Source organism: Nostoc sp. (assembly GCF_036917415.1).
GTDB lineage: Bacteria > Cyanobacteriota > Cyanobacteriia > Cyanobacteriales > Nostocaceae > Nostoc.
Genome location: NZ_JBALDJ010000107.1, coordinates 48,035 through 66,345 on the forward strand (window position 1 = coordinate 48,035; position 18,311 = coordinate 66,345).

General features: G+C 40.4%; 15 protein-coding genes. 9 read left to right on the forward strand and 6 right to left on the reverse strand.

Annotation, left to right across the window (positions count from 1 at the left end):
• Positions 1 to 95: 95 nt before the first annotated feature.
• Positions 96 to 2,168 (forward strand): GAF domain-containing sensor histidine kinase, encoded by a 2,073-nt coding sequence (locus tag V7K41_RS23180; protein ID WP_334852014.1) that lies wholly within the window; start codon positions 96 to 98, stop codon positions 2,166 to 2,168.
• A gap of 165 nt (positions 2,169 to 2,333) precedes the next feature.
• Here V7K41_RS23180 and V7K41_RS23185 read toward each other — a convergent pair whose 3' ends face one another.
• Complete coding sequence (locus tag V7K41_RS23185) at positions 2,334 to 3,164, reverse strand: ATP-grasp domain-containing protein (protein ID WP_334852016.1); 831 nt, start codon at positions 3,162 to 3,164, stop codon at positions 2,334 to 2,336.
• A gap of 44 nt (positions 3,165 to 3,208) precedes the next feature.
• Positions 3,209 to 4,096 carry a hypothetical protein gene (locus tag V7K41_RS23190; RefSeq protein ID WP_334852017.1) on the reverse strand — a complete coding sequence of 296 codons (888 nt, stop codon included), beginning with the start codon at positions 4,094 to 4,096 and terminating at the stop codon, positions 3,209 to 3,211.
• A 135-nt stretch (positions 4,097 to 4,231) separates the two neighbouring features.
• Here V7K41_RS23190 and V7K41_RS23195 point away from each other — a divergent pair, with 135 nt between their 5' ends.
• The 4 genes from V7K41_RS23195 (at position 4,232) to V7K41_RS23210 (ending at position 7,484) form a co-directional block, all read left to right on the forward strand.
• Positions 4,232 to 5,149 carry a metallophosphoesterase family protein gene (locus tag V7K41_RS23195; protein ID WP_334852019.1) on the forward strand — a complete coding sequence of 306 codons (918 nt, stop codon included), beginning with the start codon at positions 4,232 to 4,234 and terminating at the stop codon, positions 5,147 to 5,149.
• A gap of 4 nt (positions 5,150 to 5,153) precedes the next feature.
• Positions 5,154 to 5,687, forward strand: coding sequence for a GAF domain-containing protein (locus V7K41_RS23200; RefSeq protein ID WP_334852021.1), 534 nt, complete (start codon positions 5,154 to 5,156; stop codon positions 5,685 to 5,687).
• A 33-nt stretch (positions 5,688 to 5,720) separates the two neighbouring features.
• The gene (locus tag V7K41_RS23205; RefSeq protein WP_334852023.1) at positions 5,721 to 7,067 is read left to right on the forward strand and encodes an AAA family ATPase; all 1,347 of its coding nucleotides are present in this window, start codon (positions 5,721 to 5,723) and stop codon (positions 7,065 to 7,067) included.
• Positions 7,068 to 7,190: 123 nt separating this feature from the next.
• Positions 7,191 to 7,484, forward strand: a complete 294-nt coding sequence (locus V7K41_RS23210) for an antibiotic biosynthesis monooxygenase family protein (RefSeq protein WP_334852025.1) — start codon at positions 7,191 to 7,193, stop codon at positions 7,482 to 7,484.
• A 374-nt stretch (positions 7,485 to 7,858) separates the two neighbouring features.
• Here the strand turns inward: V7K41_RS23210 and pcrA are convergent, their stop codons facing one another.
• The gene (gene pcrA, locus V7K41_RS23215) at positions 7,859 to 10,183 is read right to left on the reverse strand and encodes a DNA helicase PcrA (RefSeq protein ID WP_334852244.1); all 2,325 of its coding nucleotides are present in this window, start codon (positions 10,181 to 10,183) and stop codon (positions 7,859 to 7,861) included.
• A 530-nt stretch (positions 10,184 to 10,713) separates the two neighbouring features.
• Between pcrA and V7K41_RS23220 the strand changes: the two genes are divergently transcribed.
• Genes V7K41_RS23220 through V7K41_RS23230 form a run of 3 tightly spaced genes read left to right on the forward strand, consistent with a single transcriptional unit; the run spans position 10,714 to position 12,728 of the window.
• Positions 10,714 to 11,682 carry a sodium-dependent bicarbonate transport family permease gene (locus V7K41_RS23220; protein WP_334852027.1) on the forward strand — a complete coding sequence of 323 codons (969 nt, stop codon included), beginning with the start codon at positions 10,714 to 10,716 and terminating at the stop codon, positions 11,680 to 11,682.
• 4 nt (positions 11,683 to 11,686) lie between these two features.
• Positions 11,687 to 11,998, forward strand: coding sequence for a P-II family nitrogen regulator (locus tag V7K41_RS23225; protein ID WP_334852028.1), 312 nt, complete (start codon positions 11,687 to 11,689; stop codon positions 11,996 to 11,998).
• Positions 11,999 to 12,026: 28 nt separating this feature from the next.
• Positions 12,027 to 12,728: a carbonic anhydrase gene (locus tag V7K41_RS23230; RefSeq protein WP_334852246.1), complete on the forward strand. Its 702-nt coding sequence runs from the start codon at positions 12,027 to 12,029 to the stop codon at positions 12,726 to 12,728.
• Positions 12,729 to 12,884: 156 nt separating this feature from the next.
• Here V7K41_RS23230 and V7K41_RS23235 read toward each other — a convergent pair whose 3' ends face one another.
• On the reverse strand, positions 12,885 to 14,609 hold the full coding sequence (locus V7K41_RS23235; protein ID WP_334852029.1) for a sensor histidine kinase: 1,725 nt from the start codon (positions 14,607 to 14,609) through the stop codon (positions 12,885 to 12,887).
• A gap of 961 nt (positions 14,610 to 15,570) precedes the next feature.
• Between V7K41_RS23235 and V7K41_RS23240 the strand changes: the two genes are divergently transcribed.
• Positions 15,571 to 16,008, forward strand: a complete 438-nt coding sequence (locus tag V7K41_RS23240; RefSeq protein ID WP_334852030.1) for a CAAD domain-containing protein — start codon at positions 15,571 to 15,573, stop codon at positions 16,006 to 16,008.
• A gap of 196 nt (positions 16,009 to 16,204) precedes the next feature.
• Here the strand turns inward: V7K41_RS23240 and V7K41_RS23245 are convergent, their stop codons facing one another.
• Both V7K41_RS23245 and V7K41_RS23250 read right to left on the reverse strand, forming a co-directional pair.
• A complete protein-coding gene (locus V7K41_RS23245) occupies positions 16,205 to 17,377 on the reverse strand; it encodes an S-layer homology domain-containing protein (RefSeq protein WP_334852248.1) in 1,173 nt (390 codons plus the stop codon).
• A gap of 108 nt (positions 17,378 to 17,485) precedes the next feature.
• A complete protein-coding gene (locus V7K41_RS23250; protein ID WP_334852031.1) occupies positions 17,486 to 18,298 on the reverse strand; it encodes a Uma2 family endonuclease in 813 nt (270 codons plus the stop codon).
• Between the last annotated feature and the right edge of the window lie 13 nt (positions 18,299 to 18,311).

Here is an 18,311-nt window from a genome sequence, read left to right on the forward strand (position 1 = left end):
AATCCTGTCTTACCGTTTTAAAATTGTTGGTTAGTAGATAATCAAAATAAACTTTTTTCCCCGGATTCAGCCCCCTCTCACCAAAATGATTGAAAATGCTTAGTTCTCCTGATTTGAGCTTTTCTCGAACCTTGCCTATTGTTGTATTTAATCAGCTTGGGGAATTGTTAGAACAGATGGCTCAAAGGGTGGAAAGTGCCGTGGTACTGACAGAAGCTGTGCTGATGCGGATTTGCATACCTGTGGAGTGGCAAAGGCAAAGGTTTACGCTAGTGGTTTCTGAGCAGTTTAGTGCGCTCTTGGTAGGATTTGAGGAGGAGCAGGGGAGCCAGGGAATAGGGGAGCAAGGAATTTACTCCCCACTCAGCACTCCTAACTCCCCACTCAGCACTCACTTAGCACTCAATGCTCAGTTGACGTTTAATTTGGAGGCGATCGCTTCTTTTATCTACGAATTGAGAGATTTGTTTGAGTGCGATTCTTATACTCACCAAAATCTCGAACGCTATCGGCAAATTATTAGACCTAATGATGCTACGCTTCAAAGTCAATTCTCGCTGTTGTTATTAGAATATCTCCTAACTCAGCCAAACCAAGAAATAATAGCAGATCCAAGCCCAATTGGGCCGGCAGTTTATATCTGTCAGCCAGTGGAAGATGCTTTAAAAAAACAGATTTCCCAAGAGCGGCTATTAAATCAGGTAACAACACAGATCCGCAAAAGCTTGGATTTGCCCGTGATTATGGCAACGGCAATTACACAGGTGCGTGAGTTTCTAGAATTAGACAGATTAGTAATCTATAAATTTGCAGGTTCCCAAGTTAAGGCTCAACAATATCAGTCTGACACTATTCCCCTCAATGAAACAGCACTACCAACAGATATGGAACTATCAGTTAGGGAACCTGCTGAAATCTATTTTTCTATACACGAGAACAACGGTAAACACTCACCTTTTGTATCAGTCAATAATCAACCTCTACCAAGAGACTGCCAAAAGAATGGAGGTTATATTGTCTATGAAGCCCGTGCTACAGATGCTATTACATCGGTGTTGAATTACACGGAAAAAAATTGCTTTATCCGCACCTCTCAGTGTTGGGAGAAGTATCGCCAAGGCTTTACTTTAGCTGTGGATGATGTCGAAAAAACTTATGCTCTGGAAGAGTGTTTGTTAAATTTTTTAAGGGAATGCCAAGTTAGGGCTAAGTTGGCTGCACCGATTATGTTTGAGGATAAACTGTGGGGATTGCTGATTGCTCATCAGTGCGATCGCCCACATCAGTGGAATGATAGCGAAAAAAACTTGCTGATTGCGATCGCAGAACAATTAGCGATCGCTATTCACCAAGCTGAATTAATGCAAACCCTCACCCAAGAAAAACAAAATCTCGAACAACGAGTTATTGAGCGCACATTGGCCTTACGCGATGCTCTCCTCGCTGCTGAAGCTGCTAGCCGAATCAGAAGTGAGTTTCTCGCTACTATCAGTCATGAATTGCTCACGCCTTTAACTTATGTTATTGGGATGTCTTCGACGTTATTACGCTGGCCTTTGGGTGAATTGAGTCAACGACAACGGAGTTATCTGCAAAAAATCCACGACAGTGGAGAACATTTATTAGAAATGATTAATGACATTCTTGATTTATCGCAAATCGAGGCTGGTAAAACAGCTTTAAATATTTCGGAATTTTCTTTGGTGAATGTTGCCGAAAATGCTATAAAGTCACTGCGAAAAAAAGCAACAAGCGAACAAATTAATCTGAAACTTGATTTGCAAATCGATACTAGGCGCGATCGCTTTACCGCCGATGCTGAACGAGTAAAACAAATTCTCTGGAATCTGTTAACTAATGCGATTAAATTTACCCCTGAAAGTGGCAGCGTTACCTTACGTCTTTGGGTGGAAGATAATACTGCTATTTTTCAAGTGGAAGATACTGGAATTGGCATTCCTGAAGAACAATTACCATTACTGTTTGAGAAATTTCAGCAACTCGATACACCCTATCGCCGCCGCTACGAAGGCACAGGGCTGGGACTAGCTTTAACTAAACAACTTGTAGAACTCCATCGAGGTCGAATTGAAGTAGAATCAACTGTAAGTATTGGCTCGATTTTTACTGTATGGATACCAACTCAGGCAGTGAGAGTGGTGAGTTAGGAGTTAAGCAAGAGACGCGATGAATCGCCGTTTTTACAATAATCAGTCTTTCGTAGAGACGGCGGTTTATCGCGTATTTGTGATGATTTATCGTATCTTTGCGATCTAGAATTTTCATCAAACAACCTTAACCGAATAGTATTGCCTATCCCCTTGTCTCTTTCCTCAGTTTGAGGCTAGGCTAATGAGCATTTTTTCAAAAATTTTCAACACAGGCTCCTCTCCATTGTCTCTAATAAAAATGCCAAAATTTGGGTGAGAGTTGATTTCAATTAACCAATATTGATTATCTCGATCTAATACGATATCAAAACCACCATAATCAAGGTCTAACTCTTCAAAAACTGGTTGAGCAAAATTAGCAATCTCTGATAGTATTTGTGGCTCGTTGATATATTTGGCTTTCGCACCATCCCAGTGTAGAGGACTGAGATTACCGACAAATTTGGCGTCAGTTATATCTTTTTCATAAAGCAAAACTAACTCTTTATTTAAGAAAACCGCTCTATATTCAGATTTGATGTGAATAAATTCTTGAGCAAGAGCGACGTAATCATACTTATTATTGATATTAAAAATTTCTTTTAAAGCAGTTTCAATTTCATTTGTATTTTCACATAAAAAGACATTATGTCCGCTCGCACCAGAATTTCTTTTAATAATCACTGGTGTTTCAAAATTTTCTTTTATTTTTAATACGATATCTTGAATAGTTGGAAATTTTAAGTAAATTTTATATTGGCTGTCACAAAAAGGGGAAAGAAAACCTACTGTCCGAGGAAGGTTAACTTTTTTATTTAAAACATGATAAGTGTATTCTTTGTCTTTGATAAGGTGTGCTACTGCTTGATTAAGTAACGGAGTGCTATAGTTACAAAAATAATGCTGTTTACTATTCAATTTTATTTTGATTAAGTTTTCAGATGGATGAAGAATTTCATAGCTGATGTTTAAGCTTTCACAAGCTTTGAGCAATAGCGAAACGTTGTCTAACATAAATCCTTAAAGTAAAACGTCTAAATTACGAATTACGAATTATTTTAACTTGCTGTTTGTCGTTTAAAAATCACTATCTCAGTCCCAACAACCGGGTTACGAGCTATTAGCCTATTTTGGGAATCGAGAATTTCTAAATGAGTAAAATCAAGTTCTTGAGAGCGTTGTAATATCTTTGCAGCTAGTTTGTCTTGCTGAGATTCATTGAGAGTGTACCAATCATCACTAATTTTGACAGTCAAGTTACTTGTACGGAAGTTAGCTTGAATTGACTTTATCAGACCAGAGGCAATGCGATCGCTAATTTCGACTACCTGATTTTCAATAGCCGCAATCAAGGCTTGTTCAGGTGTCAATTCTATGATTGGTGTCGGCGTTGGTGTCGGGATTGGCGTTGGCGTAGGAATTGGTTCCGGTTCCGGTTCCGGCGTTGGTGGCGTAGTTTGTACTTCTGGCGGCGGCGTAATTTCCTCTGGTGGCTGTGGTTCTGGTGCGACTGACTCCGGTGGAGTAGTTACCGTTGGTGTTGGTATCGGAACCTCTTCAACCGGAGGAACAGTTGCTACTTCCGTAGGTTTACCAGTAAAGATAGTCGTAGTTGTCCAAACGAGAATTACAGCAATTCCAGTAACAATTCCCGTCAAAGCTGTATCTGATAACTTTGTTGACAAATTTGATGGTAAAAACAAGCGGATTGTCCTTAACAGCCCACCCCACCACAACTGAAGCTGCTGAAAAAAACCAGGTTTTTCCTCAGTACCAGGTGGGGGTGCTGTCTCCAGTTTCTCCACCGTTACTTCTAAAACCCCAATCGTTCCTTGGAGAAGTTGGATAATTTTAGTCTTCCAAAATGGCTGAACTCTCTGGTAAGGTTTTTGGGGAGGTTGAGTTATCTGCTCATCCGTCGGTTTTGACTGATTGTCTTGTGACATGGAACTTTCACCAAAAGCAGCGAATCAAAGACAAACAACGTACATTATTACTGGTGCTGCCTTCTTTTGCCTTAATGTATCACTTCATTGCTCATTGTTTCCGCTAAACTGACTATTTATTAAATTTGGTGATTTATGAAACTCAAACGCCGTCAATTTGTATTTTTAAGTAGCATCAGCGCCATTAGTACAGGATTTTTAAGCTGGATGTTTGCTCATCAAAATCATCAAAGTGCTGATATTAGCGATTCAACAACAGCTATAGCCGCTAACCCAGCCAAAAAAGACTTGTTATTACGTTTTGTGTCTGTGGCAGATACGGGAACTGGGGCTAAAGGACAGTATGCTGTAGCTAGAGCGATGAATGCGTATCATCAGAAAAATCCTTATGATTTAGTCGTTTTAGCTGGAGACAACATTTACAATAACGGCGAAATTGAGAAAATTAATGCAGTTTTTGAGCGTCCTTATCAACCTTTACTGAAACAAGGTGTGAAATTTCAGGCTTGTTTAGGTAATCACGATATTCGTACTGACAATGGCGATCCCCAAGTCAAGTATGCTGGCTTTAATATGAAGGGACGTTACTATACATTTCGCCGTGGAACTGTGCAATTTTTTGCGTTAGATACTAACAGTAATGCTGATTGGAAAAACCAGCTATCTTGGTTAGAAAAAGAATTAAGTCTGAGTAATGCTCCTTGGAAAGTAGTGTTTGGTCATCATCCGATTTATTCATCGGGTCAGTATGGGAATAATCAAGATTTTATTAAAACTTTCACTCCTCTATTTCAAAAATACGGTGTTCAACTTTACATCAATGGTCACGAACATAGTTATGAACGCACTCATGCTATTGATGGTACAACTTACTTAATTTGTGGTGCGGGTGCTGGTAATCGTCCTGTAGGGCGTTCTGAGTGGACAGGATATTCTACCAGTGACTTAAGTTTTGCCTCTTATGAAGTGTATAAAGATAGAATAGAAATAAGTGCGATCGCTACTAATAATCGTGTTTTTGATAAAGGTATTATTCAATTAAAATCAGCTTAGTTATATGACTCAGCAAGAACTTCCTTCTGAACTCAAAAATATTGTAGAATCATCTCAAAAACCAGACGCTATATTTTCTGCGCTTTTACCAGCTGTAAGCGATTTTTTGCAATCTGATAGATGTTTTATCTACCTGCACAATCCACAGAATAACCTTGGTAGAGTTGCCTTTTGTTGGATTCGTACTCCAGATGTACCTACTGTTTATAATGAAAAATGGGAAGCACAACCCCCATCTTTAATAGATGAAGATCCGATGTTTGCGGCTGCGCTACGTGCTGAACCTTCAATCTTTGTCGAAGATGTAGAAACTGCTGAACCTCAAGTATTGAATCGGGAATTTGAACAGAAAAATTTTGGACATCGCGCCCTTATTCATGCCCATATCCGCCAGGATAGTCAACTTTGGGGAATTTTACAACCCTGCATTTTTGGTCATCCCAGAATTTGGACTGAATATGAACGAGTTGTGATTAATAATCTTGTCGAAAAAATCACCCCTTTTGCAGTTGATTATGTCAAGTCTGCTTTTGATTAGCTTTAGTAAATTACATTCAGCGTTGTTAAAACTATGAAAGTCAAGCGCTTGAAAATGCAATCCTTCCGTGGAATCGGCGATTTAACGCTAGAGTTCGATCAAACGATTCCAACGGCACTGATTGGTATTAACGGCGTGGGAAAATCTAGTATTCTTGACTGTCTGGCTATTCTTTTGTCACAGTTCCTAAAGGAGATTGCATATCCAAAATCAATAAAGGGAACCCAGCTATTTATAAGTAACTTGTATTCCCGTTCTAACAATCATAATGAATACGAGAAATTTATTCCGGGAGAACCGGATATAAAAGAGCGTTCATTCAGTGAAGACGATATTACAAACGGACATCAGGAGACGCATAATGAGATTAAAGTTTTTTTGCAATCAAGGGAAATAAGCTGGTTTTTTACAAACTTTAGTAAAGAACGCAGTGAAGAGCCAAACAAAGAAAATGCAGAGTTAAATGCAGTTTCTCAAGATATTTACCGTCAGTTGAAAGCAAATCCTAAGTTTAACTTGCCTCTAGCAGTTTATTACCCGGTTAAACGTTCGGTTCTTGGGATTGACATGGAGATTACAGAAACGCATTTATTGAAACAGATAGATGCTTACGCTCAAGCACTAAACGGAGTACAAATTAGTTTCCATAGATTCTTTCAATGGTTTAGATCGTTGGAAGATTTAGAAAATGAAGAAAGGCGGGATAACCCTGAATTTAAAACCCACCAGCTAGAAGCAGTAAGACAATCTATTTATTCATTAATTCCAGGGTTTTCTAACTTACGGGTACGGCGTTCACCCCTGCGAATGACTGTGCGAAAACAAGGTGAAGAACTTACAATCAATCAGCTATCTGATGGCGAGAAATGCTTGTTGGCAATGGTGGGAGATTTAGCAAGACGATTGGCGATCACTAACCCCAGTTTACCAGATCCACTCCAAGGTAGTGGTGTTGTTTTAATTGATGAAATTGAACTCCACCTACACCCCAAATGGCAACGAGAAATTATTCCGGCGTTGACAAGAACATTCCCCAATTGCCAATTTATTGTCACTACCCATTCGCCTCAAGTAATCAGCCAAGTCAAGCCTGAAGGAATTTACATTTTAGAAAAAACAGACAAAGGTGTTGTTGCTAAAAGACCAGAGAGTTCTTTTGGGAGAGATAGCAATCGTATTTTAGAAGACCTCATGGGTGTCCCAGCACGTCCACAAGAAATTAAAGATCGTCTACATGAGTTATTTAGGCTCATTGATCAAGGAAATCTTGATGGTGCTAGGCAATTATCTCAGGAAATTGCTGATATTATTGGACAAGATGAACCAGAATTAGTAAAAGCAAGTATATCTATTAGACGCAAAGAAATTTTGAAGCGGTGAAATATATTAAAAAAGGTGCGGAGCCAGAAAGTTTTACCGTTTGGAAAAATCTAGCAAATCGTCCTAGACATCACGTTTACTTTATACTAAATAACATCAGCTTAATTATCACCGTAAAACTTTATGATTCTTGAGGCAGTGATGCTTCTTGTTAAACCTGGTCTAGAATCCGATTTTGAAGCTAGTTTCAAAAAAGCTTCTAATTTTATTTCTTCAATGGACGGATATTTATTCCATGAATTGCATAAATGCATAGAAGTCCAAGGTAAATACTTATTACTTGTTAGATGGAAAACTTTAGAATCTCATACTGTAGGATTTAGAAGTTCTGCTGAGTATCAAGAGTGGAAAAAACTTCTGCATCATTTTTATGAGCCATTTCCCACTGTTGAACACTTTGAAGAAATTGAAATATGAAAAACAATTGATAAGTTCAGAAAAAGCTAGAGTTAATACAACCTAAGCTCAACTTATAAATGTTGGTGTTTTAGTTACAAATAACTCGTTTTTAGATAAGTAAAACTAAAGTTGGATTTAATAAATTTAATGATTAATTATAAAAAGTCCAAAAATGATAAGTAAAATAGGAATTTCAGTTAATAAAACTTCTTCCTAACTTATTAATGAACAAGTTTTTAGTTAGTCCAGCAGGTTCTGGAGTTACAAATGAACTAGTTTTAGTTACTACAGGATGTTCTGGAACTATAAATGCTTCTTCTGTAGTTGACACAGCTTGTTCTGTAGCAACGCACCATCAAAATATAGTAGTCTATTTGGTCGTTTATAACCTCTTACTCTACTCGTTGCAACTGCGCTACTCTGGGGTCAACAATTTTTTGTCCTAAGCTAGCAAATTTAATAGCTACAGACATCTTACTACCCGTTCCGAAGACATGGGTGATTTCACCAAGTCCAAAAGTTTTATGTAATACTCGATCGCCTACTTGCCAATTCTGCTTTGTGTCTTGTTTTCCATTGGGAGTAGAGGCACTTTTAGTATAACTTTGACGACTCAGGCGTTGAGTAGTTAATAATTCTTCTGGCAATTCGTCGAGAAATTGCGATCGCACAGCAGGTTCGCGGGAACCATACAAACGGCGTTCCCGCGCGTGTGATAAATACAACCTCTCTTGGGCGCGAGTAATCCCCACATAACACAAGCGGCGTTCTTCTTCCAAAGATGCCGGATCGCTTAGGGAACGGTAGCCGGGAAATAGCCCTTGTTCTAATCCTACCAAAAATACTACGGGAAATTCTAAACCTTTGGAAGCGTGCAAAGTCATCAAAGAAACGGCTGTCTGTCCTTCTTTTAAGTTATCCAAATCGGAACTAAGGGCGGCACTACTTAAAAAATCTCGCAGAGAAATCTCTTCGTTTTCTTCTTGAAATTGCAGTGCAGCGTTATAAAGTTCCTGGACGTTTTGTACCCGATCTGTGGCTTCATCTGTGCCTTGATTCATCAAGTCTTGAACGTAACCAGAGTCTTCTAATATTCCTTGCAAAACCTCAGTTACCGGAAGCGTAGCGACTTGTCCTTGCCAACGGCTAATCATTTCGGCAAAGCTATTTACAGCTTTTGTCGCCCGTCCAGCTAATGTATTAACTGATGTTTCATCACTAAGTATTTCCCACAGAGTTGTCCCTAGTTGCTGAGAGGCGTTTACCAAAGCGTCAATAGTGGTTTTGCCAATTCCCCGCCGGGGAGTATTAATAACTCGTAATAAACTGACTGTATCAGCTGGATTATTTATCGCTCTTAAATAAGCAACGACATCTTTAATTTCTTTGCGATCGTAAAACCTCATTCCCCCCACAACTGTGTAAGGAATTTGATATTTCACCAACAATTCTTCAAAGGGACGAGATTGGGCATTCGTCCGATAAAGTATGGCAAAACTACCCCAGTTCAACTCTGGATTTTGCTGTTCTAAAGTGCTAATTTGATTAATTACAAATGCCGCTTCTGCAAGTTCTTCATCGGCTTTGTGACAAGTAATCTGTTCGCCCGTCCCCCGCGTCGCTTTCAGGACTTTATCAATCCGTTGGGTGTTATTTTCAATCAGTTCATTAGCCGCTTGCAAAATGTTTTCACAAGAACGATAGTTTTCCTCCAGCTTAACCATCGTCCGGGTGTCATCATCTACCAAACCATCGCCAAAGTCTTCCTGAAATCCTAGCAAGATGGTGAAATCTGCCATCCGAAAGCTGTAAATTGATTGGTCTGCATCGCCGACAACAAAAACTGAGCGATTTTCCCATTCCCATTCGCTCTTTTTAGTTTCGCCATTAGTCACTAATAAATTAATAAGTTGATACTGAGTGCGGTTTGTATCCTGATATTCATCTACGAGTATATGACGAAACTTGCGATGCCAGTAACCCAATACTTGCTCGTTTTGTTGAAATAATCTCGTAGGTACAAGGATTAAATCGTCAAAGTCAAGAGCGTTGTTTTGTGCTAACTTATCTTGATATAAATTGTATACTTGGGCAATCACCCGTCCGCGATAATTAGGTTGATCTCGCTCAAATTCTTGGGGTGATAAACCTTGGTTTTTAGCATTACTAATAGCGTAGCGGACAGAGCGGGCGTCAAACTTCTTATCGTCTAAATTTAGCTCTTTATTAACGATTTCTTTGATCAGACTGATTACATCTGATTCATCAAAGATAGAGAAATTGCGATTCCAACGCCGTCCTTTTTCGTCTACATATTTTTCAATATCAAAGCGGAGAATGCGAGAAAATAGACTATGGAAAGTGCCACACCATAAGTCTTTGATCGTATCTTTGTAAACTTGCGATCGCAGTAATGTTTGTTGGTATTCTGTCAACAAATCAAAACGTTGTCCGTGTTGTTTCATTGCCAGTTGTTCCGCAAACAGCCGTTGAATCCGGTCTTTCATTTCCCGCGCGGCTTTGTTGGTAAAAGTAACCGCCAGGATATTTTCTGGATCGACTCGGTGTTTGAGAATTAGATTGGCAATGCGATAAGTCAGCGCTCGTGTTTTACCGGAACCTGCGCCAGCAACAACTAGCAACGGGCCGCAGTAATGTTCGACAGCTTGACGTTGGCTGGGGTTAAGGTGACTGAGAAAGTCGATGGTTGTTGTCATGGATGTGAAAAAGCGATGTCTACGACGGGCTACGCCTACGCCTGGTGTCACATCAATAGAGAGTGGCTATTGCCCAGGTTACAATATCCTAACGAAACTTGGTCAATAAAGATTGTGTGGCAATTCATGAATTGCCCCGACAATACGTTAACTTTTTTACGTAGATAAGTTAGCCACGAGTTATTCTTGCACGTTCTGTCGTAAAATCAGCGACGGGGAATCAAACATCATAAAAATATTGGGCAAGCTCTCACTTGTTCTGTTGTTAACAGAGCTTCACAGCTATTTTCAATTAATTTAACTACGGATTTTCGTAGGGACACAGCAATGTTCCCTAGCCCATAGTTTATTGAAGTGAAAAACGCTGTAATACTTAGCTGAGAGTATTGTCACCAATCGGACTATTCACTCCTTGAGTACCCAATTGACATAGGGTAGCAATACACGATACATCATGATTCAACCGTTAAATTTTTAAAGATGAAAAATTTCTTTAATTTCAGGTTTAACCAATACAAGGAGGGAGGGATATGGATGTTAGCTTAATTGTATCCAACATTTTGAATCCGCCAATCCTGTTTTTCTTTTTAGGCATGACTGCTGTTTTTGTCAAGTCCGATCTGGAAATTCCCGCACCAGCGCCCAAACTCTTTTCGCTGTACCTACTGTTTGCCATTGGTTTTAAGGGAGGGGTAGAACTAATCAAAAGTGGCATCACTCAGGAAGTAGTTCTAACACTCGTGGCAGCAATGATGATGGCTTGCCTTGTTCCAATTTACACCTTTTTTATTCTCAGGTTGAAACTGGATACTTACGATGCTGCTGCGATCGCAGCAACCTACGGCTCTATCAGTGCCGTCACTTTCATCACGGCTAGTGCTTTTTTAACTGAGCTTGGTATTACTTTTGATGGTTACATGGTGGCAGCTCTTGCCCTGATGGAATCCCCAGCGATTATAGTTGGTCTAATTTTGGTGAATATATTCACCGCCGATGGAAAGCGGGACTTTTCGTGGCCGGAAGTTTTGCAAGAAGCATTTCTTAATAGTTCAGTTTTTCTCCTAGTCGGTAGTCTCTTGATCGGTGTCTTGACAGGAGAACGCGGTTGGCACGTATTAGAACCTTTTACTCAAGGGTTGTTTTATGGCGTTCTCACCTTCTTTTTACTGGACATGGGACTAGTCGCAGCCAGAAGAATTAAAGACTTGCAAAAAACCGGAGTTTTCCTGATTTTATTTGCCATACTAATTCCAATAGTCAATGCAGGCATTGGGTTAGCGATCGCCAAATTGATTGGTATGCCTCGCGGAGATTCGCTGTTATTCGCTGTATTGTGTGCCAGTGCTTCTTACATTGCTGTCCCAGCAGCGATGCGGATGACTGTTCCAGAAGCAAATCCCAGCCTGTATGTTTCTACCGCTCTAGCGGTGACATTTCCGTTCAATATTATTGTGGGAATTCCGTTATATCTCTACGGAATTAACCTATTTTGGAGGTAATAATATGCACGTAGTTAAAAAGATAGAAATTATCGCTAACTCCTTTGAACTTGCCAAAATTTTAGATAAATTAGACAAGTCGGGTGTACATAACCATGCCATAATCCGAAATGTTGCTGGTAAAGGATTACGAGGAACGACAGAAGATTTAGACATGACCATGCTTGATAATGTTTACATCCTCGCGTTTTGTATGCCAGAAGAACTCAAGCGTGTTGTAGAGAATATCAAACCACTTCTCAATAAGTTCGGAGGTACTTGCTACGTTTCCGATGTGATGGAAATTCGCTCTGTCAGATGTGTTGCGTCAATGTAAGAGAGTTATAAATTCAATGAAGCATTTCATGGAACGTCGTGACTTTTTGAAGTTAGGAATGACCGGGGCATTTGGAATAATGCTATCTGCCAGCGATTTACTCTGGCGCGTTGAACAGGCGAAAGCTGCCGAAATACCTTCAACTTCTCCTGAATCCCTCAGTCCCGATGCAGCCTTACAAAAGCTGATAGAGGGAAATCAGCGATTTATTCAGCATCATCCTCAATACCCCGATCAATCTGCGCTGCGGTTGCAGGAAGTTGCTCAAGCTCAACATCCATTTGCAACTATTCTTAGTTGTGCGGATTCACGAGTACCCGCAGAAATTGTTTTCGATCAAGGTATTGGGGACATTTTTGATGTTCGGATTGCCGGAAATATTGCTACACATGAAGCGATCGGCAGTATTGAATATGCGGTCGTCTTGTTAGGTTCTCCGCTACTGATGGTGATGGGTCATGAGCGTTGCGGGGCTGTAACCGCTGCTGTACAAAATGAATCGTTGCTTGGTGATATTAGTACTTTTGTTAAGGCAATTAAGCCAGCTGTAAAAAAAGTCAAGGATCAGCCGGGTGATGCAGTTGAAAATGCCGTGGTGGCAAATGTGCAATATCAAATTGAACAGTTGAAGCACTCAAAGCTTTTAACTGAGCAGATGGAGTCAGGCAAATTGAAAATTGTCGGGGGTCGTTATGATTTGGATACAGGGAGGGTGAATATTATTACTTAATTTGGCAAAGGATTCCCAGATGAGGGGGAGCAGAGGGGCAGAGGGGCAGAGGGGCAGAGGAGCAGAGGAGCAGAGAGAGAATTCCTAACTTTTGACAAATGACAAATGACAAATGACAAATGACAAATGACAAATGACAAATGACAAATGCCCAATTCAATCCTGCACAGTCATTGGCAGACGAATAGTGAAAGTAGAGCCAATTCCTGGTTGACTTTTGACAATAATTTCACCACCCATCATCTGGCAAAAGTGGCGGCTAATTGCCAACCCCAGTCCCGTACCTCCATACTTTTTCGTAGTTGAAGTATCACCTTGTGTAAAAGGTTGAAATAACTGCTGCTGTTGACGGTTAGACATACCGATACCTGTGTCGGTAACGGTGAAAATGATGCTGCCCAAAGGAGCCTCCGGTCGAAATTCATCCTTTTCTCTGTTGACTGTCAGCATCACCTTGCCGTTTGTAGTAAATTTACTAGCGTTGCTGAGTAAGTTTAACAACACCTGCCGCATCCTAGTTTGATCGGCGTACATGGTGCCAAGTTGCTCATCAAAATTTACTTCTAAAACATTGGCATTTTTTTCTATAGCTGGTTTGACTGTGAGGACAACGTTATGAATCAGCGTTGCAATCTCAAATGTCTCAGGATACAGAGTCATTTTCCCCGCTTCAATTTTTGACAAGTCGAGGATTTCGTTAATCAAGTGCAGTAGATGCTTACCAGCAGCGTTAATTGTTTCTAAATCTGTGATGAAATCTGCCGATAAACCAAGATCGGTAGCGTCGTCTTCTAGTAGTTGGCTTAAGCCAATAACAGCATTTAACGGTGTGCGTAATTCGTGGCTGACATTGGCCAAAAATATGCTTTTTGCTTTGCTAGCAGCTTCGGCTAATTCTTTAGCTTGTTGTAGTTCTTTTGTTCGCTCGGATACGCGCTCAATTAGACGATTTAGAGATTTGGCGAGTAGACCAATTTCATCTTCAGTCGTGACGGGCGCTCGCAAATCGAAATTATGTTTCCTTGCAACTTGTTCAGCTACTTGGGTTACAGTGATGACTGGTTCAGCGATCGCCCGACTGGTACGCCAAGCTACAATGGCTGCGATCGCCACCGAAACCAGCATACTTATAATCACGATGAATCGCTCAACTATTCTCGCCTGCTCAACGGCTTTTTGCCTTTCTTGCTCTTGATCTTCAGCAGTTTGCAGGATGTTAGTCAAGCTTTGAGAAAGCTGATCTAGCCGTGTGGCTGTTTGACCACGCATAATTATCAATAACTGCGATCGGGCAGAGGAAATCTTCTGAGGTTGTACTTTTGAAGAGTCAATTTTCCGTAATACGGCCTCTATTTGGTCAACGTAGGCTTTTAAATTAGTCTTATAATCCAGCAATAAGGTCTGTAAAGTCGAACTTGTTGCTGCTAGTCTTTTAGGTTTACTATCGATAAATCCGCCAATTTTTGACTCTAGTTGCTTGGCTTTTTCAACATTCTTCAGAAAATCAGCTTTTTTGCTTTGCAGTTGTTGTGAATTTTCTAATACAGCAACTAAGTTAGAACTATGTAATTGCGCCCCTACTACTGCATCTTTATAATTACTCAGTAGTTGTCCTTGTTCATAAGCTTGATTGAATTGTCTAACTTCCCTTCCCCGGTAGTAATTAGCAATCACTAACCCAGTCAGTGAGCCAAAAAAGCCAATTCCGATAGCTACAAAGTACCCATAGCCAATTTTTTGATGGATACGCCAAGAACTAGCTTTGAGTTTCCCTCGTGAAGGAAATTCTATAGTTGGGAGTTCGTCTGTCGATAGCTCTTCGGCTGACACTTTTTTGCTTTCTGAACTGCTGTAGATAGGGGTTGGCTTTTGAGTTGGCATTTCTCAAACCTCCTTGCCTTCCCGCAAAAATAATCAAATTAGTCTAGATTGTCAAAATACTTTAATTTAGTCATTAACATCTACATTATCTTCTTTTATCGCAAGAGCAAATCATTGCTTGCTAGATAATTAGCATCACCTGAGATTACATAAGTAACTTTTATAACAAATTTACTAAATATAATTACTGGATTTAATAGAAATTCACTTTTTTAGGATCAACGATATAGTTTCCTGCACTAAAGACCCGTCTGAGAGCCTCTTATCCTTACCACACTCCTTTCCTAAATATGCGATTGATAGCAAGCAATGAGTTCTTGCGATCGCCGACGCCACTACTCTACCTTACTGCTTCTCCATAAAATTAATACAATCAGGAAAAAAAACAAAAGGTTTGATACTTGTTGGGGATGGGGCATTGGATATTGGGCATTGATTATTTCTCCCTCATCCAGGCGTACATATCATAAAACAGGTTAAAAGTCTAGTCTATGTTAACACACAAAAATTTTTATTACGTATTAAAATCAATACGAATGCCTTAATTGACGAACGCGGCTTAAGATAGCTTTAATATCAGGTAAAATCGGCTTCTAGGCTTATATAAATTAGAGGTAGACTGATTTTTGCATGATTTGTACTTAATATTTAGTAGGATTATGAGCAAATGACATGAATGGGATAATCACAACCTGAGGATTCCAGTTGATTCCAAAAATAGAACTCAGGAAGTTGATTATAATACATCCTGCTGCCTTCTGAGTTTTATCCTCCTACTGACTGTCTACCTTGTAGTTGATGCAGTAGATAGTACGGGTCAATTATGGTTATAGGACACTAAAACCCTTTTGTGCCCTTCACCTAATTGAACTGATGCACAAGTGCATTAACTAATCAACAACCTTTTGGTTGTAATTATCCAAATTAGAAAAACTCAACTGTCAAATTTATAGGAGTGAAAATGCCAGAACAAGAATTTACCGAAACCGCATCCAAAGATACTACAGTGGCAGAGATCAACACTCAAACGGGAACCATCACCAAACTTCAGCCTCCTGCACAGTCTCAAGACGAATGGCTAAAATACGGAGAGCAAATTTCTACCTTTTTAGCAACATTGCCAGAATATCTGGGAAGCTTCTTTAATCAATATAAGCAACCCCTGGTAACAGTTGGTTTAATTGTAGGATCAATTCTTGGGGTTAAAGTACTCTTGGCAATATTAGATGCTTTGAATGATATCCCCTTGGTAGCACCTACTTTTGAGTTGATCGGTATTGGTTACTCTGCCTGGTTTGTTTACCGCTATTTACTCAAAGCCTCAACGAGGAAAGAGTTAACTAGTGAAATCACTACTCTTAAATCACAAGTTGTCGGTAAAGAAATTCCAGAAGCTTAGTATCTAATTATCGCTTCTCTACCAGACGCTACGCGTAGCTTGCTCCTGTGTAGAAGTATGCTGTAATTCCAAATTACCGAAGTCTGAACGCCGAGTTACGGCGTTCAGACTTCTCTCAAAATTCCCTACGAAGTTGATTAACACTTCGTATAAAACTCGCTCCTTCTGAATCCTTGGTTGAATTACAAATTAGTAATTATTGTTGAGACGAACCTCTGGTGGGCAATTTACCCTTTGGGTTCGGTTTTGGAGTCTGTGGAAGTTCTGGAGATATTTTGGGCGATGCCTGCGGCAGGTTACGGCTACGCACTATATTAGGAGATGTAATTGCCGCCAGTTTGCCTCGTTTGACTAAAGCTTGATGAATCATGGCCGCCACTTCTGCCCGACTAGCTACTTTGTTGGGATCGAGGACTTGGGGATTTGGATAGTTAACTACTAAGCCATTGGTTGTAGCAGCGGCTATTTTGCCGATAGCATAAGGTGGAATATCTTTAGCATCTTTATAGACACTGATAATCTGATTTGGGGAAGTGGGTGCTTTCAAATTCAACCCACTGACAAGGGCAACTAAAACTTGCACTCGTGAAATATTTTGTTGTGGTTTGAAGGTTTTTTTCGGGTAGCCTTTGAGAAATCCCGCACTGATGGCTTGGTCAATTGCTGGAGTTGCCCAGAATTTTGTTGGTACATCTTGAAATGCGATCGCAGTCTTAGACGGTTCTTGGTCAAAAGCTTTTTCTAGTATGGCAGCAAATTCAGCACGGTTTACAGGCTGATTTGGTCTAAAAGAATAATCAGGAAACCCTTTGAGAATCCCACGGGCAGAAAGAACGTCTATAAAACGCCGACTCCAAAGGTCATTGGGCACATCGTTAAATGCAATTGGCGGCGGAATGATTGATTTTGGTTTTGCCGGAGTTACTAAAGGCAACGCTGATGATTTAACTGATGACTCAAGTTCTATTGGAGAGGATACAGGTGTTTGTGCTTGTGGGGATTGAGTTGGGATTACCAGAATAGATGGTAACATTGCACGGTAAGGAGTTGCGCTGTTAGTTGGGAATGAAGGTGTTTTGGGTTCAACAACAGCTTCAGGTGGAGAAGAGGGCAAAACGTTCTGGGGGACTGCATAAGGTTTTACCTTGGCAGTAGGAGAGGGCAATAGTGGATTTGGTCGAACACTAGGAGATGGAGTAGATGAAGGCAACAGCAGCCCGTTTAAGTTCCAACTAGAATCCCTGCCAGACAATGACCAAAAAAGAATCGCTCCGATAGTGGCGAAGGCAACCAAAATGGCTATAAATTCATCAAAGCCAAGGGCAGTTTTTGGGGATGACTCCGGTTCGGAAGGAGGTCTATTTGTCATCATGATTACCCAGGTAGCAGTAAAATTTGTGTCTAAACAAATTAAGCCACAGATGACTCTTTTACACCAGCCCTTTTTAATTCGTAATTCGTAATTCTTATTAAAATATTAAGCTTCTGGTTCAATGCCGAGCGATCGCAATTGGGCAGCTAGGCGATCGGCTCTTTGGGATTCCTGTTCTGCTCTTTGGGATTCCTGTTCTGCTCTTTGGTGTTCCTGTTCGGCTCTTTGGTGTTCCTGTTCTGCTCTTTGGGATTCCTGTTCTGCTCTTTCATCGCCACTCAGCAACAAATTACCTTGTAAATCCCACCAACGCAGCCAGGGTAATTCCACATTCTGATAAACTCCTTGCCATAAACCTAATTCAACACCCAAAGCAACTATAGGATAATGTCCTCGTTCATTTGCTGATAAAACGTGATACTGTCCTTCAATCAGATGATAAACTTCTAAGCTGGCTTTACTCGCTTCATAAATGCCATAGAAGGGAGGACGAATGACTTGCTCATAAATCCAAAATTTACCCTTCAAAGGAGTTTTATCCCGTTCTTCACTACCGTCCCCAGAGACAAATTCTAAGACAATCAACGGGGCAATAAATTCTCGCCACAACACATAAGAACGTCGTGTTTGTCCATTGAGCAAAAACGGTACATTCGGTACATAAAACCAATCTGGTGCTTCTGCGCCTTTTTCAGGGGGATCGGTCAAGCGCCAGTAAATGCCTAAGTCCTGCCCTATACAGTATTCACCTTCAGGATTTAATTGCTTGAGGATGGGTGTAATTGAGTCAGTTAGTAGGAGGCTTTGGGGATGCTCTTGCCAATTTTTCACGAACGTACCATTAGACTCAGGAAGTTGAGTATGATCCGGGAAAGGGAAAGGAGCGAGGGCATTGGGTGGATTGGTTACAGAGGTCATAACGCTACCTTTG

What these genes read in the sequence shown, in the direction of transcription:
- V7K41_RS23180 (WP_334852014.1), top strand. Translation starts at nt 96, where the DNA reads ATGCTTAGTTCTCCTGATTTGAGCTTTTCTCGAACCTTGCCTATTGTT.
- V7K41_RS23185 (WP_334852016.1), bottom strand. Translation starts at nt 3,164, where the DNA reads ATGTTAGACAACGTTTCGCTATTGCTCAAAGCTTGTGAAAGCTTAAAC.
- V7K41_RS23190 (WP_334852017.1), bottom strand. Translation starts at nt 4,096, where the DNA reads ATGTCACAAGACAATCAGTCAAAACCGACGGATGAGCAGATAACTCAA.
- V7K41_RS23195 (WP_334852019.1), top strand. Translation starts at nt 4,232, where the DNA reads ATGAAACTCAAACGCCGTCAATTTGTATTTTTAAGTAGCATCAGCGCC.
- V7K41_RS23200 (WP_334852021.1), top strand. Translation starts at nt 5,154, where the DNA reads ATGACTCAGCAAGAACTTCCTTCTGAACTCAAAAATATTGTAGAATCA.
- V7K41_RS23205 (WP_334852023.1), top strand. Translation starts at nt 5,721, where the DNA reads ATGAAAGTCAAGCGCTTGAAAATGCAATCCTTCCGTGGAATCGGCGAT.
- V7K41_RS23210 (WP_334852025.1), top strand. Translation starts at nt 7,191, where the DNA reads ATGATTCTTGAGGCAGTGATGCTTCTTGTTAAACCTGGTCTAGAATCC.
- pcrA (WP_334852244.1), bottom strand. Translation starts at nt 10,183, where the DNA reads ATGACAACAACCATCGACTTTCTCAGTCACCTTAACCCCAGCCAACGT.
- V7K41_RS23220 (WP_334852027.1), top strand. Translation starts at nt 10,714, where the DNA reads ATGGATGTTAGCTTAATTGTATCCAACATTTTGAATCCGCCAATCCTG.
- V7K41_RS23225 (WP_334852028.1), top strand. Translation starts at nt 11,687, where the DNA reads ATGCACGTAGTTAAAAAGATAGAAATTATCGCTAACTCCTTTGAACTT.
- V7K41_RS23230 (WP_334852246.1), top strand. Translation starts at nt 12,027, where the DNA reads ATGGAACGTCGTGACTTTTTGAAGTTAGGAATGACCGGGGCATTTGGA.
- V7K41_RS23235 (WP_334852029.1), bottom strand. Translation starts at nt 14,609, where the DNA reads ATGCCAACTCAAAAGCCAACCCCTATCTACAGCAGTTCAGAAAGCAAA.
- V7K41_RS23240 (WP_334852030.1), top strand. Translation starts at nt 15,571, where the DNA reads ATGCCAGAACAAGAATTTACCGAAACCGCATCCAAAGATACTACAGTG.
- V7K41_RS23245 (WP_334852248.1), bottom strand. Translation starts at nt 17,377, where the DNA reads ATGACAAATAGACCTCCTTCCGAACCGGAGTCATCCCCAAAAACTGCC.
- V7K41_RS23250 (WP_334852031.1), bottom strand. Translation starts at nt 18,298, where the DNA reads ATGACCTCTGTAACCAATCCACCCAATGCCCTCGCTCCTTTCCCTTTC.